Source organism: Caballeronia sp. LZ032 (assembly GCF_031451315.1).
Taxonomy (GTDB): Bacteria; Pseudomonadota; Gammaproteobacteria; order Burkholderiales; family Burkholderiaceae; genus Caballeronia.
In genome coordinates this window covers 1224900-1241833 of record NZ_JARUXP010000001.1, presented here as the reverse complement: position 1 = coordinate 1241833, position 16934 = coordinate 1224900, and the positions used below count along the sequence as shown (strand labels likewise).

The 16934-nt window shown below is 64.0% G+C and carries 16 protein-coding genes; 1 reads left to right on the top strand and 15 read right to left on the bottom strand.

The window, feature by feature from the left end; all coding sequences use genetic code 11:
• The first annotated feature begins 13 nt into the window (after positions 1-13).
• Positions 14-442: a hypothetical protein gene (locus QCE69_RS05775; protein WP_201661389.1), complete on the top strand. Its 429-nt coding sequence runs from the start codon at positions 14-16 to the stop codon at positions 440-442.
• A 215-nt stretch (positions 443-657) separates the two neighbouring features.
• On the opposite strand, the gene QCE69_RS05770 is transcribed toward QCE69_RS05775, so the two are convergent.
• The 15 genes from QCE69_RS05770 to QCE69_RS05700 all read right to left on the bottom strand — a co-directional run bounded on the left by QCE69_RS05770 (position 658) and on the right by QCE69_RS05700 (position 16847).
• Positions 658-1671, bottom strand: coding sequence for a relaxase/mobilization nuclease domain-containing protein (locus tag QCE69_RS05770; RefSeq protein ID WP_309929853.1), 1014 nt, complete (start codon positions 1669-1671; stop codon positions 658-660).
• Position 1672: 1 nt separating this feature from the next.
• Positions 1673-2209, bottom strand: a complete 537-nt coding sequence (locus QCE69_RS05765; protein ID WP_309929851.1) for a plasmid stabilization protein — start codon at positions 2207-2209, stop codon at positions 1673-1675.
• Positions 2210-2217: 8 nt separating this feature from the next.
• Entirely contained in the window at positions 2218-3741 is a 1524-nt protein-coding gene (locus QCE69_RS05760) for an LPD7 domain-containing protein (protein WP_309929849.1), read from the bottom strand.
• Positions 3742-3791: 50 nt separating this feature from the next.
• Positions 3792-5657 carry a PriCT-2 domain-containing protein gene (locus QCE69_RS05755; RefSeq protein ID WP_309929848.1) on the bottom strand — a complete coding sequence of 622 codons (1866 nt, stop codon included), beginning with the start codon at positions 5655-5657 and terminating at the stop codon, positions 3792-3794.
• A complete protein-coding gene (locus QCE69_RS05750; protein ID WP_309929845.1) occupies positions 5654-7390 on the bottom strand; it encodes a type IV secretory system conjugative DNA transfer family protein in 1737 nt (578 codons plus the stop codon). Before QCE69_RS05750 ends, QCE69_RS05755 begins: the two co-directional genes overlap by 4 nt.
• The gene (locus tag QCE69_RS05745) at positions 7387-7788 is read right to left on the bottom strand and encodes a hypothetical protein (RefSeq protein ID WP_201661380.1); all 402 of its coding nucleotides are present in this window, start codon (positions 7786-7788) and stop codon (positions 7387-7389) included. Before QCE69_RS05745 ends, QCE69_RS05750 begins: the two co-directional genes overlap by 4 nt.
• A gap of 7 nt (positions 7789-7795) precedes the next feature.
• The gene (gene virB11 / locus QCE69_RS05740) at positions 7796-8914 is read right to left on the bottom strand and encodes a P-type DNA transfer ATPase VirB11 (protein WP_309929843.1); all 1119 of its coding nucleotides are present in this window, start codon (positions 8912-8914) and stop codon (positions 7796-7798) included.
• The gene (gene virB10 / locus QCE69_RS05735) at positions 8911-10155 is read right to left on the bottom strand and encodes a type IV secretion system protein VirB10 (protein WP_309929842.1); all 1245 of its coding nucleotides are present in this window, start codon (positions 10153-10155) and stop codon (positions 8911-8913) included. The genes virB11 and virB10 overlap by 4 nt, the downstream gene beginning before the upstream one ends.
• Positions 10148-10978, bottom strand: coding sequence for a TrbG/VirB9 family P-type conjugative transfer protein (locus tag QCE69_RS05730; protein WP_201661371.1), 831 nt, complete (start codon positions 10976-10978; stop codon positions 10148-10150). The genes virB10 and QCE69_RS05730 overlap by 8 nt, the downstream gene beginning before the upstream one ends.
• A complete protein-coding gene (locus QCE69_RS05725) occupies positions 10975-11679 on the bottom strand; it encodes a type IV secretion system protein (RefSeq protein ID WP_309929841.1) in 705 nt (234 codons plus the stop codon). The genes QCE69_RS05730 and QCE69_RS05725 overlap by 4 nt, the downstream gene beginning before the upstream one ends.
• Positions 11680-11862: 183 nt before the next feature.
• A complete protein-coding gene (gene virB5 / locus QCE69_RS05720; RefSeq protein WP_309929840.1) occupies positions 11863-12558 on the bottom strand; it encodes a P-type DNA transfer protein VirB5 in 696 nt (231 codons plus the stop codon).
• A gap of 14 nt (positions 12559-12572) precedes the next feature.
• Complete coding sequence (locus QCE69_RS05715) at positions 12573-13733, bottom strand: type IV secretion system protein (RefSeq protein ID WP_309929839.1); 1161 nt, start codon at positions 13731-13733, stop codon at positions 12573-12575.
• On the bottom strand, positions 13730-16216 hold the full coding sequence (locus QCE69_RS05710) for a VirB4 family type IV secretion/conjugal transfer ATPase (RefSeq protein WP_309929837.1): 2487 nt from the start codon (positions 16214-16216) through the stop codon (positions 13730-13732). The genes QCE69_RS05715 and QCE69_RS05710 overlap by 4 nt, the downstream gene beginning before the upstream one ends.
• Positions 16206-16562: a type IV secretion system protein VirB3 gene (locus tag QCE69_RS05705; protein ID WP_201661356.1), complete on the bottom strand. Its 357-nt coding sequence runs from the start codon at positions 16560-16562 to the stop codon at positions 16206-16208. The genes QCE69_RS05710 and QCE69_RS05705 overlap by 11 nt, the downstream gene beginning before the upstream one ends.
• 15 nt (positions 16563-16577) lie before the next feature.
• Positions 16578-16847 carry a TrbC/VirB2 family protein gene (locus tag QCE69_RS05700; protein ID WP_409021196.1) on the bottom strand — a complete coding sequence of 90 codons (270 nt, stop codon included), beginning with the start codon at positions 16845-16847 and terminating at the stop codon, positions 16578-16580.
• Positions 16848-16934: the final 87 nt, after the last annotated feature.

The window sequence follows — 16934 nt, the reverse complement described above, 5'->3', positions numbered from 1 at the left end:
GGGAGGACGTCGTATGGATTTTCTGAAACTTGCCATCGTAGTCGGCCTTCTTCTTGGCACTGCGCGGGCAATCCAGCTATGTGGTCGCCACTGCCGGAATCGTTTCGGCCACAGCTTTTTCGCTGCGCGCGGATTCTTGCTCGCCGCCATCGCGATCAATTTCATCTGGTGGGGATTCTATGCGTGGGCGACGGCCGCACTGCATCACGCGCAGCCGTCAGGAGGACTTGCCCTCATGGCTCTCGGTATTGCTGCAGCAGGCTGGCTGACCTACGAAAACGTCCACGCGACAAACGCCCTCTACGGCGTCGTCGGCTCGTCTCTCCAGTTCGTGCTGTTTTTTCCGGTGGCACTCTACGGCCTGCCGCTCGTCGCGGTCGCCCTGATTTTCCTGCTCTTCGCGACGTACAAGGGCGCACCCGCGTGGCTCATCGGTCTATGAGCCGCCTGCAGTCGATAACAGCAGCGCCTACGTGCTCCGTGTGGACGCGGTGCGTCTCACACCAGCCCCCCTCATACCGAGCGCAATTTCAACGTCGTCTTCGCAGACTCACGATGACGGACAAGCAATAAAGGCCGACGCGGTGCGCGGATGAGGACACCAGACCGCGCGTCGCTTACTTCGCCCATCGGAACGGGAGCACCCTCTCGGCCGCGCTAGAGTTCGATGTGCGGATCGGGGACGTCAGGCCGACCATCGCGCTCTGGTGCCGTCCGATGCTTGCGCATTGGCGCCGGATCCCGTCTCATGTCTGGGACAACGGCGTTCCGCTGGACCGGCATCGCGCGCACGAACTCCACAATGCCCACAGCCATCGCGCGGTCCGCACCGGCTGGGGACGCGGCCATTGTCCGCGCCACCTCCCGCCACACTGCAAATGCCTTGTCGTGAGCCTGCCACCCGGCGCGTCGCTGCGTTTCGTTCGCAACGGCACGCCAGTACTTCGGTTTCTCACCACGCTCCACCATATGCCTGACGCCCTGTGCCGGATATCGTCGGGTCTCGCCACGCACCCGTCGGGGCGTTGCGTTGGCATCCACACCGTTCGCGCGTAGCTGCTCTGCGAACCGCTCGCGCCAACGCCGCAGATCCTGCTTTCGCGGATTCAGACGCCGGCCATCCGGTCCACGGACCTGCACGCTGAGGTGAACATGCGGGTGTGCCTCGTCGTCATGCGCAGCAAACACATAGGCACGCCCATCTCCAAATTCAACGGCCGCAAAATCCCGGGCGGCGTCCCGCACGGCCTGACGGTTCGTACCCGGCGGCATCGACAGCAGGATGTTGAACACCTCGCGACGAACACTCGCTTCCGGTATACCCCATCCGCCAAATTGCCAGGTCTGCACGAGATCTCGTACCGCCTCGGGTCCGGCGATGCGATCGCCATTCTGGTCTTCCAGTTCCACCCGCCCGTTCCGGGAGATATATCGAAGGTGCCGGCGCACCGCGCCGATGCCCTGCGCGCCCGATGCCTTGTTCGTGATCTTGATCATCACTTCCGGCGTGCGCCTGAGCGTACGCGCGAGCTGCTCGCGCATTCTCGCGGCCTCGTCTCGCAGGCTCGCCTGCGAGAGTCGCCGTGCCCTCGCGTGCCTGAACGGATCCTGAAACAGCCGGTCACCCCAGTTCAGAAGCATCGCATCAATGTAGACCTTCGGATAAGGCATCTCACCGGCTCCATCGATCGAGGTTTGCCCGCATCACATCTGCCACGACGCGCAGGTGCGCATCGATCGCCCCACGAATGGCCTCGACGGCGCCGTTCCCATCCTGTCCGCCATGTCGTATGTGGCCGCCGCGGGCAAGTTGTGCAAGCCATCTCCCGATCGAAGCAAGCTGCAGATTCGAATCCGACAGCAGCCGCATCTCGCGCGCGCCAAGCTGGGGTTCGTGCGTCAACTGCGCACGGATCAGCGCAACGATCCAGCGGTTAGCTGTCAGGCCCGCCCCCTCCGCGCGCAACTCAACAGCCTCGAGTTCGGCAGCCGTCAACCTGAGTTCGATCCGGATGCGAGGATCGCCGACAACGCTCCAACGAACCTCCGCGTCGATTTCCGGATCATCATTGCCACCGTCCGCACGCAACGCGGCGGCCACCAGTTGCCGCGCGCCCTCACCAACGGTCAGGCCCCGGCGCACGCACCAGCGATCCCAATCCCGTCTCATGCCACCAAGCTCGATACATAAGCGATCACGTACACGCATAACAGCTCCTAGCGCCCAGGCGAGGGTTCGACGGGCGTGTGCACCAGTTCAAGCTCGATATCCCGCCCAGGCGCACGTCCGACCGCTGTGCGTGTCCGACGATCCCGTTCCGACGGCGCTTTCGGATCAAAGACCTTCGGCCGCGGCACGGGAATGCCCTCGCGACCAAACGCATCGAGCAGCGCTTCCGCGCGCCTTTGCACACGCCCGATCGAGCGCGCACTGAATCCCTGCTCCCGCATCGCGCCGGTGAGCACGGCCAGGTGCAGCACCTTGTCCTCATCGGAGACGCCCGGGCGCCGCAGCCCCTGGCCGCTTTCGCGCGCATTCGTGCCTGTAGGTGTCGCGTCTGCTCCCGCTACGCGTTGGGCTTCTGACACAGATTGCGCCGCCGTACGCTCCCGTCCCATCACATCTACCTGCCAGGTGTTCCGGTGCACATCGCGCTCATCCTCACCAATCACCACACCGTGCTCATCCAGGATCGGTACCTTGACCGTGACGAGCCGTCGCCCCAGGTTTTCAAGTGCGACCTGCTGCCCGGGCTGCGCGCCCGATTCGCGCACCGCGCGTTCGAGATCTACACCCCCGACGACGTGATCCGCGCCTGTCGCATCGCGGAACACGACGTAGTACGACTCGCTGCGCGCAGGATTATTCTGGTACGGCGCACCACCGTGCTCGCGCAGCTCGCCGGTATATCGCCTCGGGGTGTCGACATCGTCGCCTGCTGCCGGCGGTCGCTTCGCGTCAAGCGGCTCACCCCGCTGAGCGTCACGTCGAAGGGCCGCAGATGCGGCGCCATCCGCCACATCCCGCGGCCCGGCGGCTGGGGCGGGGGTAGACGTTGCACGACTGGGCTCTGCTACGTCTATCGTCGAACCGGCTGAACGCAACGACGCATCCGCTTCGATGCGGTTGTTCAGACGCGCCTGCCGCGCATCGGCCAGGCGCGCCAGATCGGCGGCTTTTGGCTCATACCCGCTGACCTCGATGCCCAGCAACGACCCCTGCAACCACACTTCGCCGCGGAACGCCTCGTGACCGGACGCGCGAATACGACGCCACGATTTCGCCGCCGCCATGTCGACCATCGATTCCACCACGTCCGGCCGGTTGTGTTCTGTGACGAGGTACGGTCCGATATCCTCGAACGCGAGCTGATACGGCGCGTCCTTCAGGAAATACTGATTCCCGGCCCGCAGGTAGCGTTTGCGTACGCGCTCCGGCGGCTGGTCAAGCGGCGCGCGAACAGCAGCGTGATCTTCCCGTTCGATTGGCGCGTCGCCGGTTGGGCGGTGAGCAGACTGAGGTGCCACACGAGCATCGTCCCGGATGGCCTGATCGCGCAGACGCGCCCGTGCCGCGTCAAACTCACGCCGGCGCCGGGCCGACACAGCATCAAGGGCCGCCGCATCGAGGCGACTGGTATCTCCATCACCTTTGGTGTGTTCAATCGATGCCGAATGTCCGGGAACATCCGGCTCGATCACATTGATGAGTGGCTCGGCAGGCGGCAAGGTTTCAGACATGGTGGGCTCCTTTCTGATCGGTCATGCTTCCAGGCGATACATCCTTTGGTCTAGCGATCCGGCCCAGGCGGATCCTGCGGTGCGGACCGCTCCTTCGACTGCTCGAGCGCCGCTGTACGTGCTTCGCGTATCCGGGCCCATGAACGCGCCTGCAACTGGTCGAGCATGCCCTCGAGGTTCGGACTGAAATTCAGTTCACGGGCGGACTTCTTGAGCGAGCCGACCGTGCGGTCGAGCAGGTCACGCGCGCGATCCCACGGATAGACCCTGGGCCGATCACCTTCGTAGCCGACCTGCAGTTCCGATCCGTTCAGCCGTGCGTTCTCATCCATCCATCGCAGCCGCTCCGAGACGAATTCCATCTGCGTCTTCGGATGGAAAACGACGCTGCGCGTCGCCACCTCCTGAATCAGATAGTGCTCCGTATTAAACACCTCGCCGCGGTAGGGTCCGCCGTTCTCGCGCGGCGTCCCCATGCGTAGTGGCGAACCGAACCGATGTTCGGCCAGTGCCCTGACTTCACTGGGCACATCCGCTACAGCGAACAATGATTCACCAACCGGCGGACGCGTCGGCGCGAAGCGCCTCGGCTCAGCAGCCGGGGTATCACCCACAGGGACAGCCGTAGACCGGTCCCCCGTCGGTTGTGCCTCCGCCGATGTCATCACCGGTTCAGGAGCTACCGACGGAGTGGTCGGTTTCGGTGCGCCGCGCTTCGACGTGCGACGACGCAGTGTGTCGTCCCCGGCATTGACGAGTTTTTCCTTCACGTTGCCCATCATGTCCTCCATCGGTTCGTCCGGCTCCCTGCCGTTTGACCTGCCGTTTGCCATGCCCGCTGGCAATCCGGCACGCTCAACGACCGGCATGACATCGCGGCCCACGATTTCGCTTAGGTGCTCGCCCACCCGGGCAGATCCGGACAGAACCGCCATGTCGTTGAAATCGGTTGGCGCCTTGTCGTCAATTCGCGCGTCGACGGCGAATACGGGTAAGACCATGCGCGCACGGGATGCGTCCGCAGCCTGTCTGGCCTTGGCCTCACCCGGCCCCAGCTCGCCCAGCACGACGATGTCCGCGTCCGGGAATTGCTCGCGCATGGATTCCGCGACGGGCGGCAGATTCCCACTGGCGAGTGACGCGAGTGCCACCCATCCCGTTGCGCGGTGCGCCGAGAGCATCGTGGCCATGCCCTCGCCGATCAGGATCGGCGTCGTCTGGCCGCCGGCAACGGGCGCAGGTCCGGCCATCCAGTACCCGCCTTTCTTGACGCCCCCGGCCAGCGACGACTTGTTGCCCGCTTCGTCGATCAGCTCGAGCGTCGAGATGGCACGACCGATCCAGACCGGCACGACCAGCACGCGCCCGGAAAGCGGTCGCTCTTCGCTCGCCGGGGTATAGCCAAGCAACGCACGCAGTTCAGGCGCTTCCAGTTCGCGCAGCGCCGGCACTGAATCGAGACCCTTGCACACGAGATAAGGATGTTCAGGCCCAACAGGCCGCGCCCATTGCCAGATTTCCTGCGCCTCGCGGGCAGCAGCGGCATGTCGCGCCTGCTGGCGTGCCGCTTCCCGATTGCGACGTTCGAGCACGTCGGGAGCCGGCACGAACTCGGTTGCCAACCGGTCCGGGTAGTGACCACGCCTCAGGTCAAAGCCATTCTGTCGCGCGAGCCAGAAGAGCGAGGCGAGTGTCTTGCCGCCCGACTCCTTCACCGAGCGCCAGGTCGTGCGGGCCGCCCGCTCGTCATAGTTGCCGGCAGTGCGACTCCATTCGTCCCAGATCTCGAAGCCCGCGTCACCCAGACCGTGCTTCAGTGCAAACGCCATGTCGACCCACGTGCCGTAGTCCTCCGCCGGAATTACAGCAAGGGCGGCCCGTACACGGGCGGTTTCGTCCGTCTGCGGCATACTCATCGCCATGCTCCCTCAATCGATGCCGTGTTCGTTCCGGCACGTGTCACCGGACCGCGCCTCTCACGTGCTGACGTTGGCGGCACCAGCTCCGCGACGTCGAGGTCTGCGATGGACAGCCGACGTGTCGCCTGTCCGATATGCCTGGCCGGAACGCCCAGCAGCATGAAGTGCCGTTCAACGTAGGCCGTGACCTCGTCCTCACTGAGGTCGGCAAGGCGCGGTGGAAGATCGCGCGGGTCCCAAGCCTGCAGCACCTCCAGATACTCGGGCGACAGATGAAGGAGACCCGCGCCTTCCGGATCGATCTCGTCGGACTCGACCGCGCGCACACGACGTTCGATCTGTGCCGTGAAGCGGGCCAGATCCATGGCCGGCACCGACGGTGCAATCAAGACCCGCGAAGCAAACACCGGATCGCGCCAGTAGCAGATCCGGTCAGCGAGAATCGGCTTCGTGTTCTCCAGCACGATGATTTCCTTGTCACGCCCCAGTTCCTTGAGTTCCTGCGGCAGCAGCAGCGGGCGACGTTGCTCGGACATGCTCTCGCTCGATCCGCCCCGGCCGCCGAACATCGTGTTCGGGCGGCTGACACTGCGCGACTGGTCGGTGAAGGTGCCGAGCATCTCCGAGTAGTCGTTCGCATCCTTCTGCTCACGCGGCGCATACAGGATCTGCATCGCGTGGTTCGTGAGGAAGGTACGTGCGTCGGCGCGGCCGTAGACCGACTCGAGCTGCGCAATCGACTGCACGACGGAGAGCAGACGCAGGTTGTAGCCCGCCATGTAGGCCACGGCGCGCGCGATGATATGGATCTTGCCGATTGCCGTCATCTCGTCGAGTAGCAGCAGGCACTGGAACCGCAGGGTTGGATCCGTCTCCGGCAACTGTTTCGTGTTCAGATTGACGAGCTGCGAGAACACAAGATTCACGAGTAGTGCCGCTTCGGACAGGTGATCGGGCGTGATTCCGATATAGATCGACATGCGACGGCGACGCACGTCGCGCAGATCAAAATCGTTAGCGCTCGTTGCCGCATCGACGATGGGGTTCGCCCAGATCGTAAGCGGCGCGTGGAATGTCGCAAGAATGCTCGCCAGGACCTTGTCGTCGTTGGAAAGGAAACGGTTCAGCGCATCGACGCATGCGCCGCTAAGCAGAGCGCGATGCTGGACGAGTGCGCGCTGCAGGTACGCCTTGACCGGCATGCCGTGGCCCGACGACTGCCGCAACACCTCGCCCATCGTGACGGGGTAGTCAGGGATGGATTCGCCCCTCCCCGTGCGCCGCGCGTCACGCCACTCACTGAGCAGCAGGACGATACCGAGAAACAGGTTACGTGCCTGGTCCTTCCAGAAGTCATCGTGGCCACCTGGCGGATAGAGGGCGTAGCCGATCGCCAGAATGTCGCCGACGCGGAACAGGCCATCGGAAATCGCCGACAGCGGGTTGAACCGGTGCGTGCGTCCATCTTCCGCAAACGGGTCGAAGAGATAGACCTCCTGCCCGTGTGCACGCCGGAAGCCTGCCGTGATCGCGTAGTTCTCGCGCTTGATGTCGAGGACCACGACCGAATCCGGGTAACTCAACAGGTTCGGGATCACGATGCTGACGCCCTTGCCCGAGCGCGCGGGTGCGGCGAGCAGCACGAACTGCTGCCCGGAAAAGCGCAGATAGCGCCCCCGCCATATCCCGACGACGATGGGCGACGCATCAATCAGTGTGCGCGCATTCATAGCAACCCCGCCGCGCGGATTTCCGCTTCGCTGGCGAACCGGGCACTGCCGTAGAGACGCCGCCGCCCGGATCGATCCCACAGCGAATACAGTCCCATCGCGGGGCAACCTACCGCGACGAGAACACCCAGCAGCGCCGCGCCGGCGAGATGCCGGCCCCCGTGCGGCATCAGGCCGTCATGCCAGGCCAGCAGCGCATCGGGCCAGCCCCATACTCCCGCATGGAACGGGTTCAGCCGCAGGCACGCGTAAAGGAAAAACGATGCAACCCACAGCGAGGCCAGCAGAGCCCCCGTGACTGTCGCCAGAACTGCGACCGTGACCAGGGCGACACGCACATGATGGGCTACCGGATTAGCGGTGTCGGAAGGAGTTGAGGCTCGGAGGTTCGTATCCATGCAGGCCTCACGGAAACGTCGTGCGCGCTTTGCGCATCGGATCGAACCAGACTTCCGTCATGCCCCAGCGCTTGCCGACCCGATCGCCCGCCCCGTCGTAAAGCGGATATGCCTCCATGTGGGCGACCACGTCGATCGTCAGGGCGAGCAGGCGTTTCAGTGCGGCATCGTCGTAGGCGGCAGCTTCGGGATGCTCTTTCGCCATCAGCGCAAAGCGCTCGATTGCAACGGTCGCGCTTGATGCGTGATAGCTTGTGATCGAGCCCGCGTGGCCGGTCGTCAGCAGTTTCAGGAAGTCATAGGCTTCGGCGCCGCGCAGTTCGGCAAGCAGCACGCGGTCGGGCCGCATGCGCATCGTGCTTGCGATCAGATCGGCCGGCGTCACACGCGCCTGTCCGTGACCACCCTTGCTGTACAGCAGGTGCACACAGTTTTCGATATGCCGGATGAAGAGTTCGCGGACATCCTCGATCGTCACGATTCGCTCGGTCGGCGGAATCGAGCGGCAGAGGGTCTTCATGAAACTCGTCTTGCCCGACCCGGTATTGCCGACGATCACGATGTTCAGGCGGCCGGTCACGGCCCGCTCGAAGAAGGCGCACCAGTCCCGCTCTTCGAGGCACCGCAGGAGTTTCCGGTCTGTCGGGCGCAGCGCCGGCAACGCGGCGTCGAGTCCATCGGGGCGGTGCCACACGGTGTCATCGAACAGCCCTTCTTCGCGATACGCCTCGAGAGTCTTTTCGCGGGCAGAAGGCCGGCGTATCGTCACGGAAACCGTACGCGGCGGCACGACCGGGGGCACCACGATCTGGATGCGCGCGTCTCCGGGCAGCAAGGCGGAGAGCACTGGATGCTGCGCTGATACCTCCTGGTTCGTCAACGTCGCAACCGCCACAGCGAAGGACATCAGGCGCTCAAAATCGAGATCAGCGTAGTCGTGCCCGTGCCAGCCAAGATGTGTCTCGGTCAGCACGCGCTGCGGCCGGTTGATGACGAGTTCAGTCACATCGCCATCGTCAAGCAGCGGCGCGAACGGCCGCATCAACTCGCGAACCGACGCGTCGTCGGGAAGCCGCGCAAGCACGGTGTCGACAGATCGATCCTGCATGTCGGGGCGGACAATCATGGCGCGCCCTCCGGCTGCAGTGCATAGACCGTTCCGAAATCCAGGTCGCGCGCGACGACGATCGTGAATTCGGCGCCCTGGTTCTGGGTCAGCGTCGGCGGAATATTGATCGTGCTGTCGAGCACCCGCGTCGCCATGTCGTTGCCCTGCTGCTGCGTGTTCTCGTAGACGACGGACCCGTTGCTGTTACCGCCTCGCGTAGCCAGATACCCGATCGCGTCCTGGGTGATGCCGAGCAGCATCGCGGCGCCAATTCGCTGCCGCCAGTGGTTGTCGACATAGCCGTCAATGCCCATGCGGCCGAGCGCGTCCGCTGCCGGCGAATCGATCTCGACGGTCACGCCGTGGGGCGTCTCGATGCGGGCCGCGAGGATGAACGTCCGCTTCTGTCCGGGGGACAGGTTTGAACGATACTGGCTGTTGATCTGCGATCCACGCTCGATCAGCACGACCCGCCCGTCATCGGAATAGACGTTCTTCGTCACCGTGCAGGTCGACATCCCCGCTTCCGTCGAATCGAACGCGGTGTCTCCTGCGCAATCGATCTTGGCACCCTGCGCGAGAACCAGGCTGCGATCGCCAAGTACACCCGCATGCGCCCGCGGCGTGGCGGTCGGGGTCAACGCCTGGTCAAATGCCCCGATCCCGCCCTGGCCCGGTGTCGCCAACGGTCGGCCGGATACCGATGCCGCGACCGAAGAAGCTGCGGCGACGACGTTGCCTTGTACGCCCCCGGCAGCAAGCCCGTCCGCCAGGCCTTCTCTCTGGCCACTGGCGCCAGGCGTGCTACCGACCGCAAGTAACGGCGCATCGTAGTAACTCCGGGCCAACGCCGGGTGCTGGACTGCGACAGGCGGACGGGCGACAACCGGGCCCGAGACAGCGGCAGGCGCAATTGCCGCGACTGGCGCGGACGCCGCGCTCGCGGCCACCGGCGCGTCCCTGAAAACGCGTCCCTGCGTCGCGGTATCCTGCACCGTGTCCCGGTGCGCTTTCGCCTCCGCGTCGTGACGTGCGAGGAACGTGTGAATCGTCCATACCGCACCAGCGCCGGCCACGAGAACAACCACCAGCGGTGTCAGCCACCAGGCGCGCGGGCGCGTGCCCCGGTACTGCCCGAGTGCAGGCATGCCGCGATCAAGCGGCTCCGCGGACCCGTTGATGCCATTCGGGCTAGCGCCATCCGGACGACGGTCGGACGGATCATCCGGTTCGATCGTGTTGCGGATGTCGTCACTCATGATCCTGACTCCGCAAAACACGCCTCACACCATCGACCGTCGTGCCGTCACTGGGCGGCACGCCGTCCATGTCGTATGCGTCATTCCAGATGCCGACAACTTCATCGCCGAGCCGCAATACGAAGCGCTTCGCCACTTCATGTACGACGATCGTGTCGTTCTCCATATGTTTATCGACCACGCTTTCCATGCCGTCATCCGCCACCCGGAAGATCGCCGGAAGGCGCCGGTTGGCCGGAATGCGGATCCAGGTGAACCGCCCGTCATCCCACGCCGCGACCGGCGCGATATCGTCCGAATGCGGCATGACCTGCATCGAATACCGGGTGTTGCGCACCACGGACGGCTGGGCAAGACGGTGCGCCACCAGCGCCGCATCGGCCTTAGCGTGCGCCTGGGTGTCGAGCTCATCCGGGTAGATGAACGTCACCCGGTACATCTCTTCGTCGTTGCCGAACTTCGCCTTCAGGGGCAACACCACCAGGTCGAAGCTGTAGCTGCGTTTATCCGTACGGATCTCCAGATTCGAGTCGTGCGCGGCCAGTTGCGGTTTGAGATACACGTCGTGGTCGCCTCTGTTCGCCACCACCTGCCAGCCATCGCGATCGCCGGGTGCGACTACCTGGATCTGCTCGTGCGGGTCGAGGGCGATATGGGTGGCGAACCCTCGCTGCGCATCGATGCGTACGACGGCGTCAGACGCATAAACGATCTGCCGCACCCGTGGGTCATCGGACCAGCCTGGCACCGTCCAGGCGCGTGCGACCGGACTCAGCACCAGCAGGCTCACAAGGCAGAGCACCGGAACACAAAGCGTTCTCATGGCGCACCTCCGGCGCTCGACGATGATGCCGGCGGCGTATATTCAGGATCGCGGCTGTAAGCCGTCACCTTGAAGCCGAACGGATTTGCAACGGCCACGCTTTCGCGTGTGAAAACCGGCGGCCGGTAGGCATAAGCCAGCGTGATCACGAATCGCTGCGTCGGCTCGGCGTTCGCCTGACCGTTTTTGAACGTCGTGCGCTCGATATGCACTACCGCGTGCCCGGGTTCATCGGGAGGCAGCGTCGTCGAGAGAATCCGCACGCGCCGCTCCGTGTTCGGGCCGAGCTGCCGATCCAGCGCATCGGGGCCGCTGTAAATGCCCCGGTAGTCGCGCGCGACGACGTCATCGCTCATGGCGAGCACACTGTCGTAGTCCATCTGCAGCAGCCCCCAGTCATAGCGTTCTCGCTCGCGCACGTATGCTTCAACCCAGTGCTTGTCCTGGATCTCCCTCGTATGCACGTGACGCGCATCGAGCACATCGATCACCTGCGATTCGCCCGTCAGGCGATCGACCTCGATCGGCAACGGCACCACCCGGTAGAAAGGCACCATGACGGCAAGCGCCATCACACTGAGCACGGCCACACCAACCGCCCCGTATGCCACGTGCCACGCGCGTCGCTCGGATTGCTCCCGCAGGTGTGTCAGTGAAGCCTCAATGTCGAGCACGCGTCCATAGTCGTCGTCCGTGCTCATGATCCGGCTCCCACTGCCGACGCGGCGGACGGCACCGGCGGAACGGGAAGCTCGCGGTTGACCGGCACGCGATGCAAACCATCCGGCAAGACAGGTTCTGGTCCATCCGAAGAGCATCCACTGATAAGGATGACGAAATTCATGAGAAGCGATGCAACCACAAAGCCTTTCATGATCGCCCCCTCAGTTACCGAACGATGCCGGCACCATCTGGTCCTGCAGCCGGATGGTATTACCCGCACGGCTCAGCACCAGTTCGCTTTGCTGCTCGGCGACGAGCCGGTCTTCGGTATCCGCAAGCATCCGGAAGAGCTGCAGCTTGGTCATCTCGTCGCCGACCGCCGTGGTCTCGGTCTGGATGCGCGCCTGCAGTTCCGCAATACCTTTCGGATCCTGCGTGGCATCGATCTGCTGCATCAGGCTCTGGATCTGGTTCAGTTCCTGCAGTTCGGTCTGGTAGGCCTGCTGGCCGAACGCCTTGTCCTGGAACGGCTTGTTCAGCGCCCGCTGGCAAACCTGCTGGTCGATGCCGGCCTGATCTTCGCAGTTATAGATCTCGCTGGCCGAACGCAGCGCCTGAGCGCTGCCAGACAGACCCGCGTAGCCGCCGTTCTGGACCGCCGTATAGACACCCTGCCAGTTCGACGGCAGCGAATTTGCCACCACCGGATTGGTCAGCAACGCACCGAAGCCCCGTGTGCCAACCGTCGACTGGTAGATCTGGATCTCCTGCTGTACCTCCTGCTCAAGCTGCGCGACCGTCGCAATGGCCTGGGCCACGTTCTGCGCGTCGAATACCGGAATGCCCTGGGCGTAGCCCGCCGGAGAAAATGCCACCGAGACGAGCGCGGCAGTGGCTACCTTGAATCGTGCTTTCATGATGTCCACCTCTCTCAACTGCCCTGTCCAAGGTTGGCGTGCGCGGCGCGCTGGTAAGCCGGCGCAACACCGCCCGATGAATTTCCCGATCCGCCTCCAGAGCCTGTCCGGTCACGGATCGTGCCGCCAGGACGCGGACCATTGCCGCTGCGGGTGAGCATCTGACCGATCACGGTGGCGAGGCGCCGTGATGCCACGCCAGCTATGAACGCACCAAAGCCAGACACGGTCGCGCCCCCTGACAGGCCGGACGCCACAGACGGCAATTGCCAGCCAACCATCGCCAGAAAAATCGCCGTCGCAAACATGCCGAGCGCCGCACCCCACGCCGACGCAGCTTCGAGCGCAGCCTGACTGGCCGCCACAAGCGCCGCCGCGTTGGTACCTGGCGCTGACGTCGTCACCTGGAAAGGCGCGAGCTCGGTCGAGAAGGCCGTCAGTGCCATCCCCAGGAAAGCGGCCACCAGTACCTGCAGCAACGCGTAGTTCGCGACTTTCGCCGTCCACGCTTCGAAGAAACGGGCCGTCGGCGCAAAGGCTGCACAGGCGATGAAAATTGGACCGATCCCGAGCACCAGGTCGAGCAGCATGCGCCCCATCACGACCTCGAACGCCAGCACGATCAGGAAGATCGAGCCGCCGACCGCCGCGATGAATCCGCACACGATGTCACCGATGGCAGCAGCGAGGCCGCTTGGGCTGAGTCCTTCATGGGTCGCCTTCTCGGAATAGGCATCGAGAACCAGATCGATCTGCTGGTCATAGCAGTCGAGCGTCTGGTAGATGCCGGTTGCGCCCGTTGATGTCACGCTGCTGCCGCTCACCGATCCACAACCCGGATTGCCGCCGCCCGTGGTGTTGGCGGCGTTCTGGATCGTCTGGGCCAGACCCGAGGTGGCACCGCTGACGGCCATCACGACCTGCTGCTGGTAGATCCCGCTGCCGAGCGCAAAGGCGAGGATGGCGGCCACCTTCAATCCCCGCCACGCGAACGCGGGCACGGCTTCGTGTGCCTCACCGCGCACGATTGCAAGACCATAGGCGATGACCCAGATCGTCACAGCCGTCGTCACGACGGGAACAAGCGCGGCCGACAGTGCCGACGAGACGTTCGTGACATAGGTTGACATGCCGTTCTCGAGCGTGCCGCCGATCGCGGTGAAGAGGCCGCTCATTGCGCACCTCCTGCACGGGGTGCCTGGGTCGCCCGGGTTGCCAGGGTAGCCACGGTCGCCCGACGCTTCGCCAGTTGCGCGTGGAAACGCGGCAACCAAACGTCGGGGTCGTCCCCCACCTCGGCGCGGATCGTGTCGAGGAGTTCGACGTTGTCGGTTGTGCCCGAGAGGACATCAAGCACGTCGCCGAGCCCCGCGAGATCGAGCTTTCCGATCGCCGACCGATGCCCCTGCTTGACCAGAAACATGCGGCTGTTCTCGCCGAGATTGCGCACGACGTTGAATTCGGCGTCCGTCAGCTTGAAGCCATGCACGTAGTCGTCGTAGTCGGCCCGCGGATTCGGCAGGAAGAAGAATGTCGCGCTCTGCTCGATCAGCGCCCGGGCAATGTCACTGCGCAGTACATCCGCCGGAGACTGGGTATCGAAAATGCCCAGCCCGTTCTGCTTGCGGATCGTCTTCTGCTTGTTCTTCGCAAAGTCCGTGAAGACGGGGTCCCCCAGCCGCTTCCAGAATTCCGTCATTACATAGATGAAGCGCCGGCCATCGATCAGGCTTTCCGTCAGGTGCAGCAGGTACATCGTGACGGGCGTCGAAACTTCCGCGTCATCGAGCAGTTCGGTATCGTCGAAGCCGAAGAGTTTCGCGCGTGCGAGGTCCACGGTGTCCGTCGGGTTGTCGAGGACCCAGCCCAGTCGGCCGCCTGCACACCATTTCGCGATACGGGCGTGCAGACTGTTCTCGCCTACATTCGGCAGCAGTTGCCGAACTATCGACAGGCGCCGCAGCGGCTTTTCCATGCGGGCGACTTGACGCACCGCACGTGAGATGTCGAATTCGTCTTTGGCGGACAACGGCAAACCCGTATCGACGAGCTTGCGCACCAGCCGCTCCCAGAAGTCGAGTACGGACTCGTCCGGCGTCATCTGGAACGGATTGAGCCCCGTCGGCTCGCCTCGGCGGAACACCGTATAGATGCCGCCCATCGCACGGATCGCGATCTCGGTGCCGCGATCCTTGTCGTACAGCACCGCGGTCAGCCCGAACTTCGTCGCCATCGCCAGCAGAAACAGTTCGAGGACCGTCTTGCCCGCACCGGCCTGACCGATGATCTGTGTATTGGCAAGCGCCTTCTCGTCGGCCGAATCCTGCTTCTCCGGCGTGACATGGAAATTCAGGTATAGCGGCTGGCCGCTCGGCGTCTTGACAATCGTGATCGCCTCACCCCACGGATTGCCATCGCGTTTGCCGGTTGCGAAGTTGTGCAGACTCGCAAGACCACAGAAATTGCGGGACGTCAGCTTCGCTTCGCGTGGGCGGTAGCGCCAGTTGCCCGGCAACTGCGCGAACCATGCAGCGTCCGCCACGAGATCGATAAGGGCGGTCTGGAAACCGGCATCGGCAAGCTGCGTGCGGGCCCTCGCAACGTGCTTCGAGACTGCAGCGGGCGTATCGGCCAGCACCGCGAGCGAATAGTGATATTCGCCCAGTACGAAATCACCGTTGATCAGGTCGTTGAGCGCACGATCCATCGCCTCGACCTGGGAGACGGCCACGTCCTCGCCGGCGATCAGCTGGTTACGCTGGCGCTCAAGCGCTTCCTTCGCACCGGGTTTGTCGAGGATCGTGAAGCTCTGTGTCTCGATATACTCGAAGTCGCCATACAGCAGGCCATTGAGCATGCCCGGCTCGGTTTCCTCGGGATAGTCCTTCAGGTCGAGCAGCGCGGCGTAACGGGTCGCGGATGGCATGCGGATCTCGACCTTCTCCACGCCCACGAACAGGCGCGAGGTCGGCAGTGCCTCACGGATCGTCCCGGAAGGAACCGGCTCCGGCTCCCAGACTGCGTTGACGAGATAGCCGAGCAGTTCCAGCGCAGACGAATACCGGCGCGGCCGCTTCGTGAAGGGACTCGGCCTGTGATAGACCCCAAGCGCCACCGGATCGTAGGGCTTCAGCCCCGACTCGACCTGGGCGCCGAGTTCGTCCATCACTTTCAGCGCTTCCTGTTCGTCGTGCCTGATGTCCTCGCGTGTGCGGCGCGCCGCGCGGCTAAAGGCACGCCCGAGCTTCGTGCGGTTGGGACGATAGACGAGTGTCAGATACAGTTCGTTCGCCATCATCCGGTAGCCCGCGAAACTCGCGTAGTAGCGCGTGGCCAGTTCCTGGCAGAAGCGGTTGCCATAAGGCGAGTCAAAGTGGTCTGACACACGCCGGCGCAGACGGTGTGACCAGAGTGCGGCGTGCCCACCGGGCAGCGCACGCACGAGCTGGTTGAACCCATCGTGACGAACGAGGACGTCCACCGGATCGGCAGCCTCGAATGCGATACCAGCAACCTTCCAGATCCGCAGGTAATCGCCCTCGCGCGTCCTGATCACCTGATCGGTAACATGCGCCGAGTAGGGGATGTAGTCGGCAAGCGCCACTTCGCGACTGGCAACGGCGCCGAAGTTTGCACCCTGTCTTGGATCAGCCAGCATGTCGGCCCCTCCTCTTCAGGCGAATCGGCGTGTAGGCGCGCGCGCTCCAGAAGCGGCGATTGCCCTGCCGAAGCACCATGCGCAGGCGCAGCGCGTACTGGGCGAGACGCTGGTCGTCGCGGCGTGTGACCACGCGCATGGCGACGAACACGGGGATCATCAGGAACAGAAGCCCCACACCGAGCGGTGGGCTCGCAAGCAACGCCCAGATGGCGGGGATCAGCATGCCGCCACCGATCATGAGGAATGGCACGAGCGGCACACCCCAGAGCATCGCGGGCCGCGTGCATCCCTTGAAAACCGGGTCGCTGAGCCGTTTGATTGACGAAGTCGTGATCGGGTTCATGGTGCTCGCCCAAGATCAGGTCGTCGGGATCAGCATGCCGGCGATCACCGTCGCGCAGCCGACGAAAAGGCCGCCGATAAACACGTTCGCGATGTCGCCGAATCGCGCATGCTGGAACATCATCCGGAAGCCCGCCCAGATGATCGAAATCGAGCAGATCACACCGCCGACACCCAGCAGGGTCGTCTGGATCGTGCTCAGCAACGTATTGACCTGCGACAGCTGCGCCCACGCGGGCGACGCCGCGAGCAGCGCTGTTGTGATGGCAGCAACCCACCGCGCCATCCGACGGTCAGAAAGCGTGATGGGCACGCGTCCCGTTTTCCTCTTTCCGATTCGGATTCCTAACTTCATGACAAGCTCCTTTCCACG

Excerpts from the sequence above, each read along its gene's own strand:
- QCE69_RS05775 (WP_201661389.1), top strand. The coding sequence starts at position 14 with ATGGATTTTCTGAAACTTGCCATCGTAGTCGGCCTTCTTCTTGGCACT.
- QCE69_RS05770 (WP_309929853.1), bottom strand. The coding sequence starts at position 1,671 with ATGCCTTATCCGAAGGTCTACATTGATGCGATGCTTCTGAACTGGGGT.
- QCE69_RS05765 (WP_309929851.1), bottom strand. The coding sequence starts at position 2,209 with ATGCGTGTACGTGATCGCTTATGTATCGAGCTTGGTGGCATGAGACGG.
- QCE69_RS05760 (WP_309929849.1), bottom strand. The coding sequence starts at position 3,741 with ATGTCTGAAACCTTGCCGCCTGCCGAGCCACTCATCAATGTGATCGAG.
- QCE69_RS05755 (WP_309929848.1), bottom strand. The coding sequence starts at position 5,657 with ATGAGTATGCCGCAGACGGACGAAACCGCCCGTGTACGGGCCGCCCTT.
- QCE69_RS05750 (WP_309929845.1), bottom strand. The coding sequence starts at position 7,390 with ATGAATGCGCGCACACTGATTGATGCGTCGCCCATCGTCGTCGGGATA.
- QCE69_RS05745 (WP_201661380.1), bottom strand. The coding sequence starts at position 7,788 with ATGGATACGAACCTCCGAGCCTCAACTCCTTCCGACACCGCTAATCCG.
- virB11 (WP_309929843.1), bottom strand. The coding sequence starts at position 8,914 with ATGATTGTCCGCCCCGACATGCAGGATCGATCTGTCGACACCGTGCTT.
- virB10 (WP_309929842.1), bottom strand. The coding sequence starts at position 10,155 with ATGAGTGACGACATCCGCAACACGATCGAACCGGATGATCCGTCCGAC.
- QCE69_RS05730 (WP_201661371.1), bottom strand. The coding sequence starts at position 10,978 with ATGAGAACGCTTTGTGTTCCGGTGCTCTGCCTTGTGAGCCTGCTGGTG.
- QCE69_RS05725 (WP_309929841.1), bottom strand. The coding sequence starts at position 11,679 with ATGAGCACGGACGACGACTATGGACGCGTGCTCGACATTGAGGCTTCA.
- virB5 (WP_309929840.1), bottom strand. The coding sequence starts at position 12,558 with ATGAAAGCACGATTCAAGGTAGCCACTGCCGCGCTCGTCTCGGTGGCA.
- QCE69_RS05715 (WP_309929839.1), bottom strand. The coding sequence starts at position 13,733 with ATGAGCGGCCTCTTCACCGCGATCGGCGGCACGCTCGAGAACGGCATG.
- QCE69_RS05710 (WP_309929837.1), bottom strand. The coding sequence starts at position 16,216 with ATGCTGGCTGATCCAAGACAGGGTGCAAACTTCGGCGCCGTTGCCAGT.
- QCE69_RS05705 (WP_201661356.1), bottom strand. The coding sequence starts at position 16,562 with ATGAACCCGATCACGACTTCGTCAATCAAACGGCTCAGCGACCCGGTT.
- QCE69_RS05700 (WP_409021196.1), bottom strand. The coding sequence starts at position 16,847 with ATGGCGCGGTGGGTTGCTGCCATCACAACAGCGCTGCTCGCGGCGTCG.